Genomic DNA, 21,941 nt, shown 5'->3' on the forward strand with positions numbered 1-21,941 from the left:
AAATAGCGATGGAAAAAGTAACTGTACTGGGTGCAGGAAGCTGGGGAACAGCCTTAGCAATGGTTCTTGCAAACAATGATCATGACTGTCTGCTATGGTCACACAGAGATGAACAAGCAACGGAAATAAATACAAAGCATACTAACAAAAAGTATTTGCCAGATACAATATTACCAGCTAATTTAAGAGCTACTAGTGACTTTCAAAAAGCAATCCAATACGCGAATGTAATTGTGATTGCGGTTCCAACTAAAGCGATTAGAGAAGTCTGCCAAAATATGCTACCTTTCTTGGATGAAAAGAAGTTATTTGTGCATGTTTCTAAAGGTATTGAACCTGATTCTTTAAATAGAATATCAGAAATGATTGAGGATGAACTATCAAGGGATGTCATGGAAGCAATAGTCGTGTTATCTGGTCCTAGTCATGCAGAAGAGGTTGTATTAAAGCACCCAACAACTATTACAGTTGCAAGTGAAAATATGATTGCTGCCGAAAAGATTCAAGATTTGTTTATGAACAAATATTTCCGGGTTTATACAAACGATGATGTCATTGGTGTAGAAATTGGAGCAGCGCTCAAAAATGTAATAGCTTTAGCAGCTGGAATTGTTGATGGGCTAGGATACGGAGATAATGCAAAAGCAGCACTAATCACAAGAGGACTTGCAGAAATCTCTCGTCTTGGCATTAGTCTTGGTGCACAGCCTTACACTTTCTCTGGTTTAACGGGTATGGGTGACTTGATCGTAACATGTACAAGTGTGCATTCTAGGAATTGGCGTGCTGGTAATATGTTAGGTAAGGGAGCTACACTGGAAACAGTATTAGAAGAGATGGGCATGGTCGTAGAAGGTGTTCGAACGACAAAAGCTGCTTATCAGCTCGCTACTAAACAGCAAGTGGATATGCCGATTACGGAAGCACTGTACTCTGTCTTATTTGAACAGGTTAATCCAAAAGAGGCAGTAGACATACTCATGCACCGAACCAAAAAACACGAATTAGAAGATTATAAAACGTTCTAAATTTGTCACAAATGGAAAGAGTTGTTGTTAAAAACAACTCTTTTAGCTGTTAATCTAGAATACTATTTTTTATAGAATGCTTCTTTTGAATGTTTGCTAGGATCTTTTTATTCAAAGACAAGTAATATGGGTATTTTAATGAGAGATGAAGAAAATAGATTTATTTTTATGCTAGTGGAAATAAGAAGAAATAGTAAGTATTTACCCAATAATGAAGGCTAGGTGCGACCGAAATTGTATCTTCGGACGCTTCTTTAACGCATAGGAAAGAATTACTTCTCTTCTTTTCAAAAGCTTCTCGAATCTGTTTCTTATAGTTAGAGGTGAGCGACAGACAAATAATTGCCACAAGATTAGCGAAAAAATGGAGGGTCGTGACGGAGTCACGACCCTCCATTCAAGGTTCTCGGTAATGATGTAGCTTAAGTTTTGCCATTGCCCTCGGGAAACGATGCGAGTTAGATTTTTCTTTGGAGGGTGCTTGCGTTTTTTATATGTGTTATACTTTTTTATTGAAGAAAGGTGTGGGAGTTGTGTTATTAGTATCATCAATGGATAAAATGTGGATATCGTTTGGATCTATGGGTTGTATGTTTTTAGCTATGGCATTTATGTTTTTTGTAAAGAATAAACTGAATAATAAATTCTTGAAGTTTATATTTGGTTTGATCGCATACATATTATTGTTTGTAGGTTTCATTACGATGATCTATATAATATCTAACCCAACTAAGGCTTAGTAAGGAGATTCCTATGAAAAAGTTTAAACTTATTGCTGTAATTTTACTAATGATCTTCTTAGCCGGATGTGGTTATAAAAGCGGTTATGAACCTGAAAATTTATTGCCATATGAGGATCAACTAGAGGCAGTTCAAAAAGCTGTTGATAGTTTTCAGGAAGATTCCAGTGGACTATTACCGATTAAAACGCGCGATATGGAAACTGATCAATACATTAAATACCCAATTGACTTTAGCAAAATCATTCCATCCAAGCTTGGCGAGGCTCCTGCCAATTCATTTGAAGCAGGAGGTATTTATCAATACGTGCTAATGGATGTTGAAGAGAATCCTACGGTTAAATTAGTGGACCTACGTATCGCGGATACACTACGTGACATTAATTATCGAAAAGGTATAAATGGATTCGGTCCGATAGCTGAAACGATTGTAGAAGGTGTTTATAAGCTGGACTATAAAAAAATGGGTTATAATGGTGAATTATCTGTTCAAAGTCCATACTCTGATACTCAATTACCGATTGTAGTTACTGGTGATGGGGAGGTCTATGTAGATTACTCCATAGAATTAAATAGATTACTACAAGAAACAGAAGATAAAATAGAGCCTGGAGATGACATTCGTTATCTGTTAACAGATAATTTTGCAATTGTCCCAGCCTATTCCCTACCTTACACGGTAAACGAACAGAATGAGCCTATTTTTATGTTGGAAAAATAAAAAGGACGTTTCGTGCGATATGCATGAAACGTTTTTTTTGTGCATATATTAAATTGCTAAGAAAGGAGAGTATCCATGTCGAGTAAACTGTATGAACAGATAGCAGAAAGAACGAATGGTGATGTGTATATTGGTGTAGTCGGCCCTGTCCGAGTAGGTAAGTCTACTTTTGTAAAACGAGTAATGGAGTTAGTAGTAATACCGAACATCCAGGAAGAGGCCGAACGTCTACGTGCACAAGATGAATTGCCTCAAAGTTCACCTGGTAATGTAATAATGACAGCAGAGCCTAAATTTGTGCCTGCACACGGGACAAATATTCATCTAGGAGAAGATCAGCTACGCTTACAGATCAGACTAGTAGATTGTGTGGGGTATATGATTGACGGCATTAAAACACATTCGGGTGAAGAGGGTCAGAAGTTGGTGCATACCCCATGGCATAGCGAAGCAATACCTTTTGAAGAAGCAGCTAGAATCGGTACAGACAAAGTAATTAGAGATCATTCAACTATTGGTATTGTTGTCACTACGGATGGAACAGTAAATAATATTCCACGTATAGCAGCTGAAAGTGCAGAACAACAAATCATCACACAATTAAAAGAGATTGGTAAGCCGTTTGTGATCGTTTTAAACAGTAAAAATCCAGGTCATTTAGAGACGATTCAATTAAGTGAAGAATTACAGAGACAACATGAGGTTCCGGTAATTGCAACTGCCGTTGATCGTATGACTGCTGAGGAAATTCAATACATACTCCAACAAGCACTCTATGAATTTCCGATCACGGATATCGAATTAGTCAAACCAGATTGGACAGATGTACTTGAACCGGATCATTTTGTCAATAATGCCATCACTTCTTCTTTACAAGAGTGGCTGCAGATAGTATCCAAAATGAAAGACGTGAAAGAATTAGCTTCTAGATTTAAGCAAGTTCCCTTTATCCAATCTGCAGAAGTGGTTGAGGCAAATCCAGGCAGAGGATCTGCATGTATACAAATCGGTTTAAAACCCGAAGTGTTTCAAGAAGTTTGTGATGAATGGTTAGAGGAGCCTATTGAGTCCAAAAAGGATTGGCTACTATTTGTTAAAGAGGCTTCTACAGCTAAAAAGGCATATAATAAATTTTCAGAGGCATTAGAAGCAGCAAAAAAACACGGTTACGGTGTATCTTTGCCAACTATTCAAGATTTTCAGCCTACTGCACCAGAAATTATAAAACAAAATAATTTCTATGGTGTAAGCTTAAAAGCAAAAGCCGCATCTCTTCACATTATTCGTGTGGATATGGAAGCGGAATTCGCGCCATTAATCGGGTCTGAATTTCATAGTCAACAATTATTAAAAGATTTAAAACATGGGTTTTTACATGACCGAGATGCTTTATGGCAAACACAGGTTTTTGGGACTTCACTAGTGGAAGTATTAAAAGAAAGTTTACGTTATAAAACAGAAAGTGTTTCTGACGTTGCGAAGAAAAGAATGCGAGAAACGATTGAACGAATGGTGAATGAAGGTGACCGAGGGATGGTCACATTTATATTGTGAATCCAATACAGGACTTTTTGCGACTATGCAAAAAGTCCTGTTATTGTGCGAAAATGCCCTTTTTTTGAGGAAACTTAGCTAAAGTCGTGTAAATTGTGTTGCGAAGGTTTTTTGGTTGTGATACTCTTTTTACAGGATTGAAGCTATCTTCCTTTGAGAGGAGGTGAATGGTATGAATAAAACAGAACTAGTTAACTCTGTTGCAGAAGCTACAGAACTTTCTAAAAAAGACGCTTCTAAAGCTGTTGAAGCTGTATTTGAATCAATTCAAACTGCTCTTGCAGATGGTGAAAAAGTTCAATTAATCGGTTTTGGAAACTTTGAAGTTCGTGAACGTGCTGCACGTAAAGGACGTAACCCACAAACAGGTAAAGAAATCGACATCGCGGCTAGCAAAGTACCTGCGTTTAAACCAGGTAAAGCACTTAAAGACGCAGTTAAATAACTGATGTTGTAGTACATAGAACGGTTATTGTGGAGCTTGCTTCACGGTAGCCGTTCTTTTCAATTAAGTTCTGTTATCAGATTGTTCGATTGTTAAGCTAACCCATAAAAAGAAAATCAGAAATTGAGAAGGATAAAATATGCAAGTATGGGCTTATTATAAATTTATTTATTATAAGCATTTCATATGCTAAGATGCTATTGATATAATACATAAGTTTTAGGGGGTCTACAGATGACAAAAGTCGATCTGAACAAGATAGAAGAAGCTGTTAAAATGATCTTAGAGGCAGTCGGAGAAGATCCGAGTAGAGAGGGATTGTTAGACACTCCTAAAAGAGTGTCTAAAATGTACGCAGAAATGTTCGAAGGCTTACATCAGGATCCAAAGGAATATTTTAAAACTGTTTTTAACGAAGAGCATGAAGAGTTAGTTTTAGTAAAAGATATTCCATTTTACTCCATGTGTGAACATCATTTAGTTCCTTTTTACGGAAAAGCACATGTCGCATATATTCCTCGTAATGGGGTGGTCACTGGTTTAAGTAAACTTGCTAGAGCTGTAGAGACGACAGCAAGACGTCCTCAACTTCAAGAAAGAATCACCTCAAGCGTGGCGGATGATATAATGCAAATGCTAAATCCGCACGGTGTATATGTAGTAGTGGAAGCGGAGCATATGTGTATGACGATGCGAGGTATTAAAAAACCTGGTGCAAAAACAATTACTGCTGTTGCACGTGGAATTTTAGAAAAGGACGACGTGAAGCGCTCCGAAATACTTTCATTTATACAGATGAAGTAACACCTTTGGATGTCGGCTTTAGAATATGGTATGATGGAAAAAGACTGTGAACAAAGGAGACTATAATATGTCTAGTTCAGATTATATTTTGATAAAAGCAGAGGAAGATGGAGTTCATGTAATTGGTCTTACAAGAGGAACAGATACAAAATTTCATCATTCTGAAAAACTGGATAATGGCGAAGTTATGATTGCCCAGTTTACCGAACATACGTCGGCCATGAAGATCAGAGGAAAAGCATCAATTCATTCTGCAAATGGTATTATACAATCCGAATCTAAAAAATAATTATTTAAAATAACCAGATAGACAGATAAAGCGCAGTTGGGAAATGGAGTAAAGTGTATGAACGAAGCATTGATCAAACAACATATAAAGCAGTATAAAGATGGTATTCTCAAACAAGTTCAGCAAAGTACTTTGTTAAAATATACCGGGGCTCCTGTCATTGATGAAGAGCGTTTGTTTTTTACACTTTTACCACTATTTAATGGGGAAGAATGGGAAGAGTCTCAAAGCAACTCCGCCATTGCAGTTACGCTTATCTTTTCTGCCTTAGCTGCACACGACTTAGTAAAAGAATTGAATGCAACAACCAAGGAACAGCAACTACAAGTATTAGCTGGGGATTATTATAGCGGGAAGTATTACCAGTTATTAGCTAGCGACAAACAATTAGACTTAATCCAACAATTGTCGGATGGTGTCGCGACTATATCTGAACAGAAAACTAAATTTTATGATCGACAATTATATAGCTTTGAAGAACTCATACAATCTATACAACTGATTGAATCTAAATCTATCGAACAACTTTATGATTATTATTCATTTCATGAGTATGTATTCGTTATGAAAGAGTCCTTGCTACTCATTGCTTTAAAAAAAGAACTAGAAGCATATGAACAAGGCGGCCAACCGTTTTACATTAGTAAATCTAGTCAATTACAAGCTAATATTAATTTGCTACAGGTGGAGATAGAAAAAGTTGAGTCTCTACTCAAAGAAGAAATCACCAACTCAGAGCTATTACAAGACCAACTAAAAAATATAATGTTAAATAAATTAATGAAAAGCACCTTAGAAAAGCAGTTGAGAGAAGGTTAAATCGTGGGGAAATCAAAAGAACAGCATGTGCATGAAGTTTTCGAAAAAATATCCGATAATTATGATTCGATGAATTCGGTTATTAGCTTTCAACAACATAAAGCATGGCGAAAAGATACGATGAAGGCTATGCAAGTAAAGTCTGGAAGCAAAGCATTGGACGTATGTTGTGGAACAGCAGATTGGACAATCGCATTGGCTGAGGCAACTGGACCAACTGGTGACGTTAGAGGTTTAGATTTTAGTCAAAATATGTTAAATGTTGGGTTAGAAAAAGTAAAGCGAATTTCTCAAATTGAGTTAATTCAAGGAAATGCGATGGAATTGCCATTCGAAGATAATTCTTTTGATTATGTAACGATTGGTTTCGGTTTACGCAATGTTCCGGACTATACACAAGTGTTAAGTGAAATGAATCGTGTTGCTAAACCAGGTGGAATGGTTGTTTGTTTAGAAACGTCACAACCTGATTCGAAATTATTCAATGGGTTATTCCGATTCTATTTCCGTTATATCATGCCGATCTTTGGAAAACTTTTTGCGAAAAGCTATAAAGAATACTCATGGTTACAGGAGTCTGCTAAAGAGTTTCCAAATAGAGCCGAGTTAACTAAGCTATTTGAAAAAGTGGGCATGGTTAATGTGACAAGCAAACCATATAGTGGTGGAGCGGCAGCTAGACATATTGGGTATAAAAAAGATATTTAAGTGAGTGAGGTTGTAACCGTGGATAAGATGAAGTTAAAGTTACTCTATTCCGATTTAAAATCGGATCTTGATATCATCGAAAAAGAATTAGCTATAGCGGTGAATTCATCCTCTCACTTATTGAATGAGGCGTCTCTTCATTTATTACGTGCTGGTGGTAAACGAATTAGACCAGTTTTCGTCTTGCTTGCAGCGAAATTTGGAAACTATTCAATAGACTCTATAAAAAATGTGGCTGTTTCTGTTGAACTCATTCATATGGCTTCTCTCGTCCATGATGATGTAATTGACGATGCGGAAACTAGACGGGGCAGAGAAACGGTGAAGGCACAGTGGAATAATCGGGTCGCGATGTATACAGGGGATTTTCTTTTTGCAAATGCAATTGAATACATAACAGATTTACAAAATACATATGCACATGAAGTGTTATCGCAAACAATGGTGGAACTTTGTATTGGTGAGATTATCCAAATCGAGGATAAACACTATCTTGAACAAACGGTTCGAGACTATTTACGTCGGATTAAACGAAAAACAGCAATTTTAATATCTGCAAGCTGTGAATTAGGTGCAATTGCTTCCGATGCAGACGAGAAAACAGTAGAGCATCTGAAACGGTTTGGATATTATGTCGGTATGTCATTTCAAATAATCGATGACATTCTGGACCTTACATCTACTGATGAGCAATTAGGCAAACCTGCTGGATCTGATCTTGCACAGGGAAATATTACTTTGCCGGTTCTATATGTAAAAAACGATCCAGTCATCGAACCTTTATTAAGAGAAATATTAGAAGGAACGATTAGTGACGCAAATAGACAGCTGCTGTTATTGAAAATTCGCGAATCAGACGGTATAAATCGTGCAAAACAAATAAGTAATATATACTTGCAAAAAGCGCTAAATGAAGTAAAGCAACTACCGGCAAACTCCGCAAAGAAATCGTTACAAAACATTGCTTTGTTTATGAGTAAAAGGAAATTCTAAACAACACAAATTTAAGGTTATATAACCTCTAGGGCATAGAGCAAATAACCAGATATTAATTTAATTTGAAAATAATGAATTATAATGATAATATTTGTAACGGTGGAGAATAAAGTCCATTATATATTTTTGAGGAGTGTTAACTATGGAAAAGACATTTTTAATGGTAAAACCTGATGGCGTACAACGTAACTTAATCGGTGAAATCGTAGGTCGTTTTGAAGCAAAAGGATTCCAATTAGTTGGAGCAAAATTAATGCAAATTCCTACTGAACTTGCTGAACAACATTACGGTGAGCATAAAGAGCGCCCATTCTTCGGTGAATTAGTAGAATTCATCACTTCTGGACCAGTTTTCGCAATGGTTTGGGAAGGTGAGAACGTTATCTCAACTGCTCGTTTAATGATGGGTGCTACAAACCCTAAAGAATCTGCACCTGGAACTATCCGTGGAGATTTCGCAGTAACTGTAGGGAAAAATATTATCCACGGTTCTGATGCTCCTGAAAGCGCGGAACGCGAAATCGGATTATTCTTCAAACAAGAAGAACTAGTATCTTACAAAAAAGATGCTAACAACTGGATTAACTAATATCTAAAATGGTTGTTTATGACTTCGGTCATAAACAACCATTTTTTTGTTTTGAAAAATGTTCAATACGAGCGAGATTCGAGCTTATACGAGAGAGACTGGTTGGTATATGAGAGCCCCACGGTTATACGAGAGGCCTCTACATCTAAGCGAGCAAAATTCGGGCTCGTACGAGAGAGAATGATGCTATACGAGAGCCCTATGGTTATAATAGAGATATCAACGCCTATACGAGCGAAAATGACAGCTATACGAGAGAGACGCTATCTCAACAGTTAAAAAGACGGACAAATGTTCACATTTATCTGTCTTTTTTGTATGTTCGAAATGCTACGTATAAGATATACTAAATATAGGTTTTCAGAAAGGAGCGAAGTCATTTTGCCGGACTATATAAAGTTTGTGAATTCCATTAAGAAAAAAACAGGTATCGATCTTGCGGCGTATAAAGAGGCGCAGATGCGACGTAGACTTACCTCTTTGTATGAAAAAAAGGGATATAAAAATTTTGTTGAATTTTATCAAGCACTCGACTCGAATAGAGATTTAATGAATGAATTTCTAGATAGAATGACGATTAATGTTTCGGAGTTTTATCGGAATGCGAAACGCTGGGATGTACTACAAACTAAAATATTTCCGAAATTATTAGAAACTAATAAACGTCTAAAAATTTGGAGTGCAGCATGCTCTACTGGAGAAGAACCTTATACAATTGCTATGGTTCTGTCCAATCATGTTCCTTTATCTCAAGTTGCTATACACGCAACGGATTTAGATGAAAATGCAATACAACGTGCGAAGGTTGGTGTTTATCCTGAACGGTCGCTAGCCGAGGTTCCAATGGTTATGAAGAATAAGTACTTTGAGAACCAAACGCCATTTTATAAGATAAGTGATTCGGTTAAAAAGACAGTAACATTTAAAAAACATAATCTATTGAAAGATACATATGATAAAAACTTTGATTTGATTGTTTGTAGGAATGTCATGATTTACTTTACAGAAGAAGCAAAAGATCAAATTTATCAAAACTTTAGTGATTCGCTTCGGTCCGGAGGAATACTATTCGTCGGTAGTACGGAACAGATATTCAATCCAGGAAAATATGGATTTGAAACGGAAGATACCTTTTTTTATCGGAAAAAATAAGTGGAACTGTCCGGGAAATTTCGGACAGTTTTCTTATAAGAAAAGATAAAGTACAGAAGTTGAGTAAAATCAATAATTTTAGGTATAGAACGAACAATCAATTATTAAGTCGAAATAATGAGGTGCAATCGATCAATGAATAAAAAAATAACGATCAGCCCATTACTATAATCGGTTAAAGAGTTGGGAGCGCCTTTACGAAATCCTTCCAGTGCAAGTAGAATTTTTCGTAGGGACTTGTGTATTTCTTCTATACATTGTATTGAAATTTTGTTATAGTGATAAACAAATACTTTAGCGAGTTGAAGGGGGAAAGTGCTGTGAGATATTTAACTGCAGGTGAGTCACATGGGCCGCAACTAACAGCTATTATTGAGGGGTTACCAGCTCAATTAGAAATAACGAGTGAAATGATAAATAAAGAATTAAAACGTCGTCAAGGTGGACATGGACGCGGAAGACGTATGCAAATTGAAAAAGATACAGTAGCAATTACTTCAGGTGTACGCCACGGGAAAACTTTAGGATCTCCAGTTTGCCTAGTTGTGAACAATGATGATTGGAAGCATTGGACGAATATTATGGGGATTGAGCCTCTTGGAGATGAAATAGATCCTGAGGATATTAAAAGACAGATTACAAGACCACGTCCTGGACATGCCGATTTAGTAGGTGGCATGAAGTATGGTCATCGTGATTTACGTAATGTCCTAGAGCGGTCATCAGCACGTGAAACTACAGTAAGAGTTGCGGTAGGAGCAGTTGCGAAAGAATTGTTAAGTAAACTAGGTATATCCATTGTGGCTCATGTTACAAAAATTGGTGGGATTGAAGCGGATTTAAATCTAGCTAATGGTAAAACGGTAGAGGAAATTCGTGAGATTGTGGAGGCTGACCCGGTTTATTGCTTAGATTCGGAAGCGTCTACGAAAATGGTAGAGGCCATCGATAATGCGAAAAAAGCTGGAGATACGATTGGTGGAGTAGTAGAGGTAATTGTTTCTGGGATGCCAGCTGGAGTTGGGAGTTATGTCCATTATGATCGTAAGTTAGACGGTAAACTAGCAATGGCGATGATGAGCATTAATGCATTTAAAGGTGTAGAAGTAGGATTAGGTTTTGAAATGGCTAACCTTTTTGGAAGTCAAGTTCATGATCAGATATCTTGGAGTGAAGCAGAAGGCTATACACGCGATACAAACCGTCTAGGTGGTCTAGAAGGTGGTATGTCAACGGGAATGCCAATTGTAGTACGTGGAGTGATGAAACCAATTCCTACGCTTTACAAGCCACTCCAAAGTGTTGACATTGATACAAAGGAGCCGTTCAAGGCAAGTATTGAAAGATCAGATAGCTGTGCCGTGCCAGCAGCTTCTGTAGTTGCGGAAGCGGTTATTGCTTGGGAGATTGCACAAGCAGTACTAGAAACCTTCCATGGAGATAAAATAGATACATTACTTGCAGATATAGAGAGTCATAGAGCATATACAAAGGGGTTTTAATGATGTCTATCCAAGTCAAAACGAAAGACTCCGTTTACGAAGTTTATTTAGGAGAGAATATTTTACAATCCTTTTGTGAGAGACAAGCGGATGCATTATCGGGATATGATCAATTAGTGTTAATAACAGATGAACATGTGTGGAGTTTACATGAGGAATATGTTCGTACTAATTTAACGCTACCAATTAAAATTTTTATTGTTCCCAACGGTGAAGCATGCAAAACGTTTGAATCTTATTTTCAAGTCCAATCATTTTTATTAGAAGAAAACTGCTCTAGAAATTCTGCACTACTTGCATTAGGTGGAGGAGCAGTCGGGGACTTGACTGGTTTTGTGGCAGCTACATTTATGCGAGGTATTCCTTTTTACCAAATTCCTACGACTATATTAGCGCACGATAGTGCCGTTGGAGGTAAAACTGCGATCAATCATCCAAATGGAAAGAATATGATTGGGGCTTTCTATCAACCTATGGAAGTATTATATGATTTTCATTTTTTAAAAACGTTACCAGAAGTAGAAGTTCGCTCAGGTCTAGCCGAAGTGATCAAGCATGCTTTAATCAGTGATACTAACTGGATGGATGAATTTCTTGCTCTCCCTAACTTAAAGGCAATCGATAATAAAGAATTATTAATATGGCTAGAAAAAGGAATTCGAGTAAAAGCACGTATTGTCGAAATAGACGAAAAAGAACAGTCCTATCGCAAATTTTTAAACTTTGGTCATACTTATGGTCATGCGATTGAGGCAACAGTAGGTTACGGGAAAATCACGCATGGCGAAGCAGTGATGATCGGTATAATACCTGCTCTCATGCTAAGCGAGCTTCATGGAAAAATTGACATGGGATATTCTAAAGCCGTTTATGATTTAGCTAATAGACTGGGTTATAATTTTGAACATGTGCTTCAGTGTCCATTTGAAAGTTTAGCAAAATTTATGCAAAAAGATAAAAAAACAATGAATGGTGAACTTCATTTTGCATTACTTCAAGAAATTGGAAATCCATTTGTGAAAATCATTTCGATGGATGAAGTTAAACAATGTGATGAACAGTTGCGACAATGGGTTAAGGAGGCTAACAAATGATTAGAGGCGTAAGAGGAGCAACAACAGTAACGGCGGATTCAAATGAATTAGTACTTCAGGAAACTAGACGTCTTGTAGAAGAGATGGCAAAATCGAATGAAATCTTACCCGAGGACATCGCTTCCGTCATCATTTCAACTACGACCGATATTACTTCTGCATTTCCTGCTAGAGCTGTTCGAGGCATAGAAGGATGGACGTATGTTCCGGTGATGTGCACCCATGAAATGAGTGTACCTGGGGCATTAGAAAAGTGTATTAGACTATTAATGCATGTAAATACGGAAAAAACACAGCAAGAGGTCGAGCATATCTATTTAAATAACGCTGTAGTATTAAGACCAGATTTACTTAAATAATTTGTAGAATTGAGGGGTTAAAATGAAATTCAAAAAACAGATCAATGGGTTAAATGCATATCAACCTGGTAAAACTTCCGATGAAGTGAAGAAAATGTTTAACTTAGAAAAAGTGACAAAACTTGCATCCAATGAAAATCCATATGGTGCGTCACCAAAAGTAAAAGAATATTTCTCAAATGCGAATCTAGATTTTGCTATCTATCCTGATGGTTATGCGTCAAATTTAAGAACAGCTGTAGCGAATCATTTAAACATCTCTGAAAAACAATTATTATTTGGTAATGGATCTGACGAGAATATCCTAATTGTATCAAGAGCTATTTTACGACCGGGTTTGAATACTATTATGGCAGATTTAACATTTGGTCAATATAAGCATAATGCGATTGTTGAAGGAGCAGAAGTACGTGAAATCGCTCTTACCAAAAACGGAGAGCATGATTTAAACAATATGCTAGCAGCGATTGATGAAAACACAGCGATCATTTGGGTATGTAATCCAAACAATCCAACAGGGACACTAACACCTAGTGATAAATTGAAAGATTTTATCGAAAAAGTGCCGGAGGATGTTTTAATCGTATTAGATGAAGCATACACAGAATACATATCAGACAAAAACTACAAAGATTCTCTTGGATTATTAGAGAACCATCCTAATGTATTAATAATGCGTACTTTCTCTAAAGCATATGGACTTGCAAGCTTCCGTGTTGGATATGCAATCGGGTCAGAAGCAGTAATAGCTCAACTGGAGCCTACGCGCGAGCCATTTAATAATACTGTTATAAGTCAGCAGGTAGCGCTTCTAGGATTAGAAGATCAAGAATTTATAGAACAATGTAAAGAGAAAAATAACGCGGGGAAAGCTCAATTCGTGGCATATTGCCAAGAAAGAAATCTAGATTATTTCCCCTCGCAAACTAATTTCATCTTAATGGAAGTGAAGGCTGATAGTGATTTAGTATTCCAAGGTTTGATGAAACGTGGATTTATCGTTCGAAGTGGGAATGCATTAGGAAAACCGGGATACCTACGCATAACAATTGGAACACAACAGCAAAATAGCGAGTTATTGGAAAAGCTAGATGAGGTTCTAAAAGAGGAAGGCGTCTTATAATGCAGCAAACAGTTTTCATAATAGGTCTCGGACTAATAGGTGGCTCCTTAGCGCTTGGTTTAAAACGCAATAAAGATGTGAGAATAATTGGATATGATGCAAATGGTCATACGCTACGAACAGCGAAACGAATTAGCGTCATTGATGAGATGGCTACGAATATCGAAGATGGAACTGAGTTTGCAGACGTAATTGTTTTTGCAACTCCAGTAAGTGAAACAATCCGCTTAATGAATGAATTACCGAAATGGCAGCTAAAGAACGAAGTAATTGTAACGGATACAGGAAGTACGAAAAAAGAAATTATGAAAACTGCCATTTCATTAAGAGAAAGGGGCATAACGTTTATAGGTGGTCACCCTATGGCAGGCTCCCACAAAAGTGGTGTGGAGGCAGCTAGACCAATCCTGTTTGAAAATGCCTATTATTTACTCACCCCTTTTGAAGATGAATCCCATGAACGTATTCAAGTTCTGATAGATTTATTGCAGGTAACTAAAGCGAAGTTAGTACAAGTCGGAGCAGAGGAACATGATCATATGACCGCTGTAGTTAGTCATTTCCCCCATTTAGTCGCAGCTTCGCTTGTGCATCAATTATCTTTTGAAAACGAACAATATCCTTTTACGAAACAGCTTGCAGCCGGTGGATTTCGTGATCTAACAAGAATTGCTTCCGCCAACCCAATTGTTTGGAGAGATATAACGCTTCAAAATCGTAAGGAACTAACTACTCAATTGCAGGCATGGACGAATGAAATGATAAAATTGCAAGACTTACTTTCATTTGCTGATTCTAGTGATATAGAAGCTTATTTTACTACTGCTAAAAGAATACGAGACGATCTTCCTATAAATACACAGGGTGCAATGTTTAGCGTATTTGACCTGTATGTGGATGTACCTGATTATCCTGGTGTTATTTCTGAGATTACAAGGTATTTGGCAAAAGACAATATTAGCATTACCAACTTACGAATCGTAGAAACTCGTGAAGATGTATTCGGAATTCTAGTCATCAGTTTTCAATCGACAGATGACCGTGCTAAAGCGGTAGACTGTATTGCTAATAATACAACATTTGAAACGTATATTTCTTGAGGAGGGATGACCTTGATAACAAGTAAGATATTAGATTATGCACAACCTTCGTTAAAGGGTACCATTCGTATACCTGGAGATAAATCTGTCTCGCATCGTTCTATTATGTTCGGTGCTATAGCAGAAGGGACTACAACGGTCGAAGGTTTTTTACAGAGTGATGATTGTTTAAGTACGATTGATTGCTTTCAAAAGCTTGGTGTAGAAATATCCATAGAAGGCGACAAAGTAAAGGTCAACAGCAAGGGAATCATGAATTGGAAAGAACCTGATGAAATACTATATACGGGGAATTCGGGGACAACTACTCGTTTAATGCTCGGAATTTTAGCAGGATCATCAGTTTCATCGGTTTTAATAGGTGACGAATCTATCCAAAAACGTCCTATGAGGCGTGTTACAGATCCGTTAAAACAAATGGGTGCTAAGCTGATTGGGAGAGAAAACGGCCAGTTTACTCCTATTGGAGTAGAAGGAACTAAATTACAAGCTATTCGCTATACGATGCCTGTAGCAAGTGCACAGGTGAAGTCTGCCATATTACTGGCAGCTTTAAATGCGGATGGAGAAACCATAGTTGAAGAATTGGAAACCTCTAGAGATCACACAGAGAAAATGTTAAAACACTTCGGCGCAACCATTGCCGTAGATGATAAAACAATACGCTTACAAGGTGGACAAAAACTAACTGGAACCCATGTGGTCGTACCGGGTGATATTTCATCTGCAGCATTCTTTTTAGCTGCTGGAGCGATTGTTCCTAATAGCAAGCTAACCTTAACAAATGTGGGTTTAAATCCAACAAGAACAGGTATTATGGACGTTCTGCAAGCAATGGGTGCTTCTTATACAGTTAATGACTCTTCGAACAGTAGTCATGAAGAAATGGGAACTATTGAAATCGAATCCTCTGCTTTAGTTGGCACGGAAATCGGAGGAGAACTGATCCCTCGACTTATTGATGAAATACCTATTATTGCGTTACTAGCTACACAAGCTAATGGGAAAACTGTTATTAAAAATGCAGAAGAGCTAAAAGTAAAAGAAACGAACCGAATTGATGCTGTAGTAAATGAATTAAAGAAGCTGGGAGCAGATATTACCGCCACTGATGATGGTATGATAATCGAAGGGCCGACGACACTTCATGGTGGAGATCTATTCACATACGGAGATCACCGTATTGGTATGATGGCTGCAGTGGCTTCTCTCATAACAACAAAACCTGTCACAATTGACAATGCTGGTTGTATCGCTGTTTCTTATCCGACATTTTTTGAAGATATTTCGAGCGTGATAAAATAAAAATTCGATTAGTGAGAAAGCTCCATTCCTTATTGATTGTTAGTTGAACACCCTCATAGGCTTTGAACTTTGATCAAGTATATCGGGTGCTTTACTACCGGTGATGTGTGAAAAAATAATTGCCCTCTTTTTAAAAGAGGGTTTTTTTCTTGTTCAAAAACAAATGTTCTTGTAGGATAAAGGTATAATGAAAGAATGGTGATAACATGGATAACTTGACACCCTTTGTCCAGGCGATGGAAGAAGGAAACATAGAGAAACTCGGAACAATGATCGATAATTTTTTATTGAATGGCGATCCAGATGAGCAATACCAGCTTGCAGATTTGCTTACACAATTTGGTTTTTTACAGGAAGCTATTACAGTCTTAGAACATCTTCATTTTTTATTTCCGGAGGAAAATCAGTTGAAGATTGATCAAGCACAGCTTTATCTGGAAATGGATAAGGAAGATGAAGCTCTCGAAATGCTTACGACTATTGAAAAAACTAGCGACGCTTATCCGCAAGCACTTCTCACTTTAGCTGACTATTATCAAATGATTGGGTTATATGAGGTTGCGGAACAAAAAATAAATGAAGCCATCACGTTATTACCAAAAGAACCATTGCTTATGTATGCTAAAGGAGAATTATTGTTTGAAACCGGCAGATACTTAGAAGCAGCACGTGTAATGGAGGATTTACTTCCCTCTCAGGAGTTAATACAAGCAGTAGATTTATCGCTTAAATTAGCAGAAATCTATAGTGCTGGAGCAGCTTATGAAGAGGCAATTCCATACTATACAGAAGCACTGAAAAAAGAAGTTGCACCAGACATACTATTTCATGCAGCTTATGCGTCGTTCCAAGTACAACATTTTGAAACTGCTGCAAAACAGTTAGAGGATCTACTTCAAATTGATCCCGACTACTTCTCTGGCTATATGCTACTTGCTGAGACATATGCTAGCTTAGAGAAAAATGAGGATGCTTTAAAAGCAATTACAGATGGAATTACTCGTGATGAATATGAAAAAGAATATTATTTATTTGCAGGTAAAATTTCCTTGAAATTGGGTAAAGTGAAAGAAGCAGAAACTTTTTTAAGAGAAGCAATTGCTCTTGACCCAGAATATATGGATGCTATTTACATTTTATCTTCCTTATTTTCAACAGAAGAGAAGGATGAGGAGTTAGTAGAACTCTATGAAACGTTGAAGAAAGAGCAGTTTGAATGGTCTGCAATGTTCCCGTTTTTAGCAGCTGCTTATGAAAGATTAGAATCATATGAAAAAGCATACGAATTTTATCAGCTTGCATATACTGAACATAAAGAGGATGTTCCTTTTTTAGAGAGATATGTTTATTTCCTTTTAGAGGAAGGAAAAAGGACAGAGGCAAAAGAGATTGTGCTGATTTTGCAAAAACTTCAACCGGAAAATAGTGAATGGTTTGAAATGTTTGAATAAATAAGGGAAGGAGAGGTTACGTGACTGCTTCTGTTTCAGTTGGTGAGAAAAAAGAATTTGTTCGGTGGTTTTTAAAAAAGTATCAGATGAAAAGAAGAGAGTGCGTGTGGATCTTGAATTACTTGATAAGCCATGAAACATTGTTAAATAACGTACACTTTGTGGAGGAGGCGCATTATTGTCCTCGAGCGATGATCATGTCGGTTACGACGTCTTCAGGTATCCCGTTTCGCTTTTACAAGGGAAGTATTATGACTGCTGATGCTGAAAAGTCCTTCCATGATTTGCGATTACACCCAGAAGAGGATATGTATATCCAATTGAACTTTCAAATGATGCCACCTAGTCCAGAATATTTGGCAGTTTTAGAAGAGAATCCATATATGCCAAAATATTTGCAGATTAGTGAAAAGGATAAATTGATAGCAGAGGATATAGTTAGTGAAAGCTTGTATTCATTTCAAGTGGAACAACTAAAAAAGCAGATTGATCAAGCAATTGATGAAAATAACAAAGAAAAGTTTATGGAACTTTCTTCGTTATGGAAGCAAATACAACATAAAGAGGTTTAGGAGAGGTTACAAATGCATTGGAACGGAAAAGATAGTAAAGTATTTCAAGCACAAAAAGAATTTATAGACACAGCAGTAATCCCACTTATACAGATTGATGGTTCTGATGAAGGATTCCAATTTGCTGCATCTGCAGCTGACTTCACGTTGTCATTAGCAAACGTAATTGAAAATCAATTCAAAGGAAGGATTGTTTTATTTCCTTCCTTCTCCTATACAAGAAGTCAGGACAAGCAGTCGGTATTTGAATCGTGGCAAGAAGAGCTAAACAAAGCCTCTTTCAAACACATCTTTTACGTTACTTCTGATAGAGAGTGGAGTACAATGGGAGAAGAACAAAATATTATTTGGATTCCGTCTGTTCCACTGGATTCCATGGACCAAAAAATGAGAAACTCAGTACTAGAAGATCAATTACGACAACTTATTCCGATTTTTGCGAAAAAATGGGCGAATTAGTGACAATTTGCTTCATGATTTGTCTATAAAGTTCATGATTCGAGGAAATCGAATATTGACCTTCCTTTTTTATTGATATATCATGTATATGTCCTAGTATTATTATTCAAGCAAGTATGTCCATTGGACTGACCTTTAAGTAAGAGGGGGGAAAAGGATGAGTAACAATAAAGTATCAAGACGTCAATTTTTAAGTTACACCTTAACTGGTGTTGGCGGATTTATGGCAGCTGGAATGCTAATGCCAATGGTACGATTTGCAGTTGATCCTGTATTGCAGAAAAAAGAAGGCGGAGATTTCGTATTAACGGAGAAGAAAATTGCCGATATAACGGAAGTTCCAGAACGTGTTGACTTCACTTTTGAACAAGTGGACGCATGGTACAAGTCTGATATTACCAATGCTGCTTGGGTATACAAAGAAGGCGATGAAATTATCGCACTTTCTCCAGTATGTAAGCATCTAGGTTGTACAGTAAACTGGGAAGCTGACCCAGCTCACAAAAATCAATTCTTCTGTCCATGTCACGCGGGTCGTTACGAGAAAAACGGTAAAAATGTTCCAAAAACACCACCTCTAGGTCCGTTGGATCAATATGAAGTTCGTGAAAATGACGGGTTCTTAGAAATTGGGAAAGCTATTCCTAACACATTAGTTTAAAGTAAGGGGGTACGACATCAGTGCTTAATAAAATCTATGATTGGGTGGATGAACGTCTAGATATTACTCCTATATGGCGTGATATTGCAGACCATGAAGTACCAGAACACGTAAACCCTGCACATCATTTCTCAGCATTTGTATACTGTTTCGGAGGATTAACGTTCTTCATCACAGTAATTCAAATACTTTCAGGTATGTTCTTAACTATGTATTATGTACCTGATATTGAAAATGCATGGGAATCTGTATACTATCTTCAAAATGAAGTAGCATTCGGTGAAATCGTGCGTGGGATGCATCACTGGGGAGCATCGCTTGTAATTGTTATGATGTTCTTACATACATTACGTGTATTCTTTACTGGTTCTTATAAAAAACCTCGTGAACTAAACTGGATGGTCGGAGTATTAATCTTCGCTGTTATGTTAGGTTTAGGATTTACAGGTTACCTACTTCCTTGGGACATGAAAGCATTGTTCGCAACAAAAGTAGGTATTGAAATTGCAGCATCAGTTCCATTTATAGGTGGAATGATTAAAACACTTTTAGCTGGTGATGAAACTATCATCGGTGCACAAACATTAACAAGATTCTTTGCGATTCATGTGTTCTTCTTGCCAGCTGCTTTATTTGGATTACTTGCAGCTCACTTTATCATGATTCGTCGTCAAGGTATTTCTGGACCACTTTAATGGGTAAAGGGAACAGATTATTGTTATAAGGAGGGGACACTATGCATCGCGGAAAAGGCATGAAATTCGTTGGAGACTCACGTGTGCCAGATCTTTCTAACCGTAAGAAAAACACTCCAAAGGACTATTCTGAGTATCCAGGCAAAACAGAAGCTTTCTGGCCTGACTTTTTACTAAAAGAATGGTTAGTCGGTGCGGTTTTCTTAGTTGGTTATTTAGTATTAACTGTTGCACATCCATCGCCACTTGAACGCCCAGCTGATCCAGCTGACACAGGTTATATTCCAGTACCAGACTGGTATTTCTTGTTTTTATACCAATTATTAAAATATGAATTTGCTTCAGGACCATACAATGTTATTGGAGCAATTGTTATGCCAGGATTGGCTTTCGGAGCGCTATTATTAGTACCGTTTTTAGATACAAGTAAAGAAAGAAGTCCATGGAAACGTCCATTACCGACAGGATTCATGCTTCTTGCTCTTGCTTCAATTATTTTCTTAACTTGGGAATCTGTTGTAAACCATGACTGGGAAGCTGCAAAAGCTTATGGTGAGATTAAAGAAGAAGTTTCAGTTGAATTTGATGAAACTTCAGAAGGCTATCAGCTTTACCAAGCTTCATCATGTATTAATTGTCACGGTAACTCCTTCGAGGGTGGTGTAGGTCTACCATTAGTAGGCTTAGACATGACTGCTGAGGAAATCGTTGAAATCGCTCATGATGGTAGAGGCGGTATGCCAGGTGGAACTTACACAGGTACTGAAGAAGAGTTACAAAAACTCGCTGAGTTTATCACAACACTTCAACCAGCAGAATAATATTACCAAGTGAAGAGAGTCAGGAAACTGGCTCTCTTTTTTTTTCGAAGTATAAGAAAAGTGGGTTCATGGATTTTTGAAAATGAATAATACTGGCTGATTGCATAGAAAGAGGGCACGTTCCGAGGAGTGGGCAATGAACCATCGGCATCTTTTGTGATGGTTGATTTTGATTCTAGTGGTATTTTAAAGAAATAGTAAGTGTCTCCCCGGTAAAGAAGAAGAGAATCATCCGAGATTGCATCAAACTTTCCCAAGCCTACTGAAAACGCTAAAAACAGGTTTTGAACTAAAAGGACTGTGCATTTTTCTTGCATGGTTTTTCATAAATTAAAAAGGAGTCCAAATAAATGAAAGAATTGCTACTGTATATAAAAATGGTTCTCTTTAATAAAACATTTATGTGGCTGTTATTCTTAGTGAACCTAGTTGGTACCATCTATGGTTACTATTGGTATAAAGGGCAGTTATCCCAAACAGAGTCAAAGTTTCTCCTATTCGTACCTGACAGTCCTACAGCAAGTTTGTTTTTCACAATTGCTTTATTTGCATGGCTGTTAAAGAAAAATTGGAAGCTAATCGAAGCTCTAGCATTAATCACGCTTGTGAAATATGGATTATGGGCAGTAGTGATGAATGTTTGGACATACGTGGAAAATGATTATCTCGGTTGGATGGGGTGGATGCTTGTAGCATCGCATTTTGCAATGGCGATCCAAGCTATATTATACATTCCTTATTATCGCTTTACATGGATACATATTTTTATAGCTGCTGTTTGGACATTACATAATGATGTGATAGATTATGTGTTTGATCAAATGCCAACATATAGAAGTTTGTACAAATATGCCGATCAGATCGGTTATTTTACATTTTGGCTATCCATTGCTTGTATTTTCTTAGCTGTGCTCATTTATCAAAAAAGGTCAAAGCTTATTAGTTGAATGTCTA

At 37.2% G+C, this 21,941-nt stretch carries 25 protein-coding genes; all 25 read left to right on the forward strand.

What is annotated here, in order from left to right:
- Positions 1 to 8: 8 nt before the first annotated feature.
- The 25 genes from KD050_RS19355 (at position 9) to KD050_RS19475 (ending at position 21,934) form a co-directional block, all read left to right on the forward strand.
- Positions 9 to 1,028, forward strand: coding sequence for an NAD(P)H-dependent glycerol-3-phosphate dehydrogenase (locus tag KD050_RS19355; protein ID WP_211893928.1), 1,020 nt, complete (start codon positions 9 to 11; stop codon positions 1,026 to 1,028).
- Between the two features lie 560 nt (positions 1,029 to 1,588).
- The gene (locus KD050_RS21325; RefSeq protein ID WP_370627243.1) at positions 1,589 to 1,768 is read left to right on the forward strand and encodes a DUF2768 domain-containing protein; all 180 of its coding nucleotides are present in this window, start codon (positions 1,589 to 1,591) and stop codon (positions 1,766 to 1,768) included.
- Positions 1,769 to 1,781: 13 nt separating this feature from the next.
- A complete protein-coding gene (locus KD050_RS19365; RefSeq protein ID WP_211893930.1) occupies positions 1,782 to 2,489 on the forward strand; it encodes an LptM family lipoprotein in 708 nt (235 codons plus the stop codon).
- 75 nt (positions 2,490 to 2,564) lie between these two features.
- On the forward strand, positions 2,565 to 4,043 hold the full coding sequence (gene spoIVA / locus KD050_RS19370) for a stage IV sporulation protein A (RefSeq protein ID WP_211893931.1): 1,479 nt from the start codon (positions 2,565 to 2,567) through the stop codon (positions 4,041 to 4,043).
- Positions 4,044 to 4,215: 172 nt separating this feature from the next.
- Positions 4,216 to 4,488: an HU family DNA-binding protein gene (locus KD050_RS19375; protein WP_090561787.1), complete on the forward strand. Its 273-nt coding sequence runs from the start codon at positions 4,216 to 4,218 to the stop codon at positions 4,486 to 4,488.
- Between the two features lie 234 nt (positions 4,489 to 4,722).
- Positions 4,723 to 5,292 (forward strand): GTP cyclohydrolase I FolE, encoded by a 570-nt coding sequence (gene folE / locus KD050_RS19380; RefSeq protein WP_211893932.1) that lies wholly within the window; start codon positions 4,723 to 4,725, stop codon positions 5,290 to 5,292.
- Positions 5,293 to 5,359: 67 nt separating this feature from the next.
- Positions 5,360 to 5,581 carry a trp RNA-binding attenuation protein MtrB gene (gene mtrB, locus KD050_RS19385; RefSeq protein ID WP_211893933.1) on the forward strand — a complete coding sequence of 74 codons (222 nt, stop codon included), beginning with the start codon at positions 5,360 to 5,362 and terminating at the stop codon, positions 5,579 to 5,581.
- Between the two features lie 57 nt (positions 5,582 to 5,638).
- Complete coding sequence (locus KD050_RS19390) at positions 5,639 to 6,400, forward strand: heptaprenyl diphosphate synthase component 1 (RefSeq protein ID WP_211893934.1); 762 nt, start codon at positions 5,639 to 5,641, stop codon at positions 6,398 to 6,400.
- 3 nt (positions 6,401 to 6,403) lie between these two features.
- Complete coding sequence (locus KD050_RS19395) at positions 6,404 to 7,108, forward strand: demethylmenaquinone methyltransferase (RefSeq protein ID WP_211893935.1); 705 nt, start codon at positions 6,404 to 6,406, stop codon at positions 7,106 to 7,108.
- 18 nt (positions 7,109 to 7,126) lie between these two features.
- Entirely contained in the window at positions 7,127 to 8,101 is a 975-nt protein-coding gene (hepT, locus tag KD050_RS19400; protein WP_211893936.1) for a heptaprenyl diphosphate synthase component II, read from the forward strand.
- Between the two features lie 145 nt (positions 8,102 to 8,246).
- The gene (gene ndk, locus KD050_RS19405) at positions 8,247 to 8,693 is read left to right on the forward strand and encodes a nucleoside-diphosphate kinase (RefSeq protein WP_090561775.1); all 447 of its coding nucleotides are present in this window, start codon (positions 8,247 to 8,249) and stop codon (positions 8,691 to 8,693) included.
- 381 nt (positions 8,694 to 9,074) lie between these two features.
- Positions 9,075 to 9,845, forward strand: a complete 771-nt coding sequence (locus tag KD050_RS19410; protein WP_235753859.1) for a CheR family methyltransferase — start codon at positions 9,075 to 9,077, stop codon at positions 9,843 to 9,845.
- A gap of 320 nt (positions 9,846 to 10,165) precedes the next feature.
- Positions 10,166 to 11,347 carry a chorismate synthase gene (aroC, locus tag KD050_RS19415; protein WP_211893938.1) on the forward strand — a complete coding sequence of 394 codons (1,182 nt, stop codon included), beginning with the start codon at positions 10,166 to 10,168 and terminating at the stop codon, positions 11,345 to 11,347.
- Between the two features lie 2 nt (positions 11,348 to 11,349).
- Complete coding sequence (gene aroB / locus KD050_RS19420; protein ID WP_211893939.1) at positions 11,350 to 12,441, forward strand: 3-dehydroquinate synthase; 1,092 nt, start codon at positions 11,350 to 11,352, stop codon at positions 12,439 to 12,441.
- Positions 12,438 to 12,800 (forward strand): chorismate mutase, encoded by a 363-nt coding sequence (aroH, locus tag KD050_RS19425; RefSeq protein ID WP_211893940.1) that lies wholly within the window; start codon positions 12,438 to 12,440, stop codon positions 12,798 to 12,800. The genes aroB and aroH overlap by 4 nt, the downstream gene beginning before the upstream one ends.
- Positions 12,801 to 12,822: 22 nt before the next feature.
- On the forward strand, positions 12,823 to 13,923 hold the full coding sequence (gene hisC, locus KD050_RS19430; RefSeq protein WP_211893941.1) for a histidinol-phosphate transaminase: 1,101 nt from the start codon (positions 12,823 to 12,825) through the stop codon (positions 13,921 to 13,923).
- A complete protein-coding gene (locus KD050_RS19435; RefSeq protein ID WP_211893942.1) occupies positions 13,923 to 15,023 on the forward strand; it encodes a prephenate dehydrogenase in 1,101 nt (366 codons plus the stop codon). Before hisC ends, KD050_RS19435 begins: the two co-directional genes overlap by 1 nt.
- A 15-nt stretch (positions 15,024 to 15,038) precedes the next feature.
- Positions 15,039 to 16,328, forward strand: a complete 1,290-nt coding sequence (gene aroA, locus KD050_RS19440; RefSeq protein ID WP_235754010.1) for a 3-phosphoshikimate 1-carboxyvinyltransferase — start codon at positions 15,039 to 15,041, stop codon at positions 16,326 to 16,328.
- A 206-nt stretch (positions 16,329 to 16,534) separates the two neighbouring features.
- Entirely contained in the window at positions 16,535 to 17,779 is a 1,245-nt protein-coding gene (locus tag KD050_RS19445; RefSeq protein WP_211893944.1) for a tetratricopeptide repeat protein, read from the forward strand.
- A gap of 20 nt (positions 17,780 to 17,799) precedes the next feature.
- Complete coding sequence (locus KD050_RS19450) at positions 17,800 to 18,351, forward strand: ReoY family proteolytic degradation factor (protein ID WP_211893945.1); 552 nt, start codon at positions 17,800 to 17,802, stop codon at positions 18,349 to 18,351.
- Between the two features lie 12 nt (positions 18,352 to 18,363).
- Positions 18,364 to 18,810 carry a YpiF family protein gene (locus KD050_RS19455; protein ID WP_211893946.1) on the forward strand — a complete coding sequence of 149 codons (447 nt, stop codon included), beginning with the start codon at positions 18,364 to 18,366 and terminating at the stop codon, positions 18,808 to 18,810.
- 157 nt (positions 18,811 to 18,967) lie between these two features.
- Positions 18,968 to 19,471, forward strand: a complete 504-nt coding sequence (locus KD050_RS19460) for a QcrA and Rieske domain-containing protein (protein ID WP_090561754.1) — start codon at positions 18,968 to 18,970, stop codon at positions 19,469 to 19,471.
- Between the two features lie 20 nt (positions 19,472 to 19,491).
- Positions 19,492 to 20,166, forward strand: a complete 675-nt coding sequence (gene qcrB / locus KD050_RS19465; RefSeq protein WP_093060857.1) for a menaquinol-cytochrome c reductase cytochrome b subunit — start codon at positions 19,492 to 19,494, stop codon at positions 20,164 to 20,166.
- Between the two features lie 41 nt (positions 20,167 to 20,207).
- On the forward strand, positions 20,208 to 20,987 hold the full coding sequence (locus tag KD050_RS19470; RefSeq protein WP_211893947.1) for a menaquinol-cytochrome c reductase cytochrome b/c subunit: 780 nt from the start codon (positions 20,208 to 20,210) through the stop codon (positions 20,985 to 20,987).
- 350 nt (positions 20,988 to 21,337) lie between these two features.
- Positions 21,338 to 21,934: a lipoprotein heptaprenylglyceryl N-acetyltransferase LhaT gene (locus KD050_RS19475; RefSeq protein WP_211893948.1), complete on the forward strand. Its 597-nt coding sequence runs from the start codon at positions 21,338 to 21,340 to the stop codon at positions 21,932 to 21,934.
- The last annotated feature ends 7 nt before the right edge of the window (positions 21,935 to 21,941 follow it).

Origin of the sequence: Psychrobacillus sp. INOP01, assembly GCF_018140925.1 — a bacterium.
Lineage (GTDB): Bacteria > Bacillota > Bacilli > Bacillales_A > Planococcaceae > Psychrobacillus.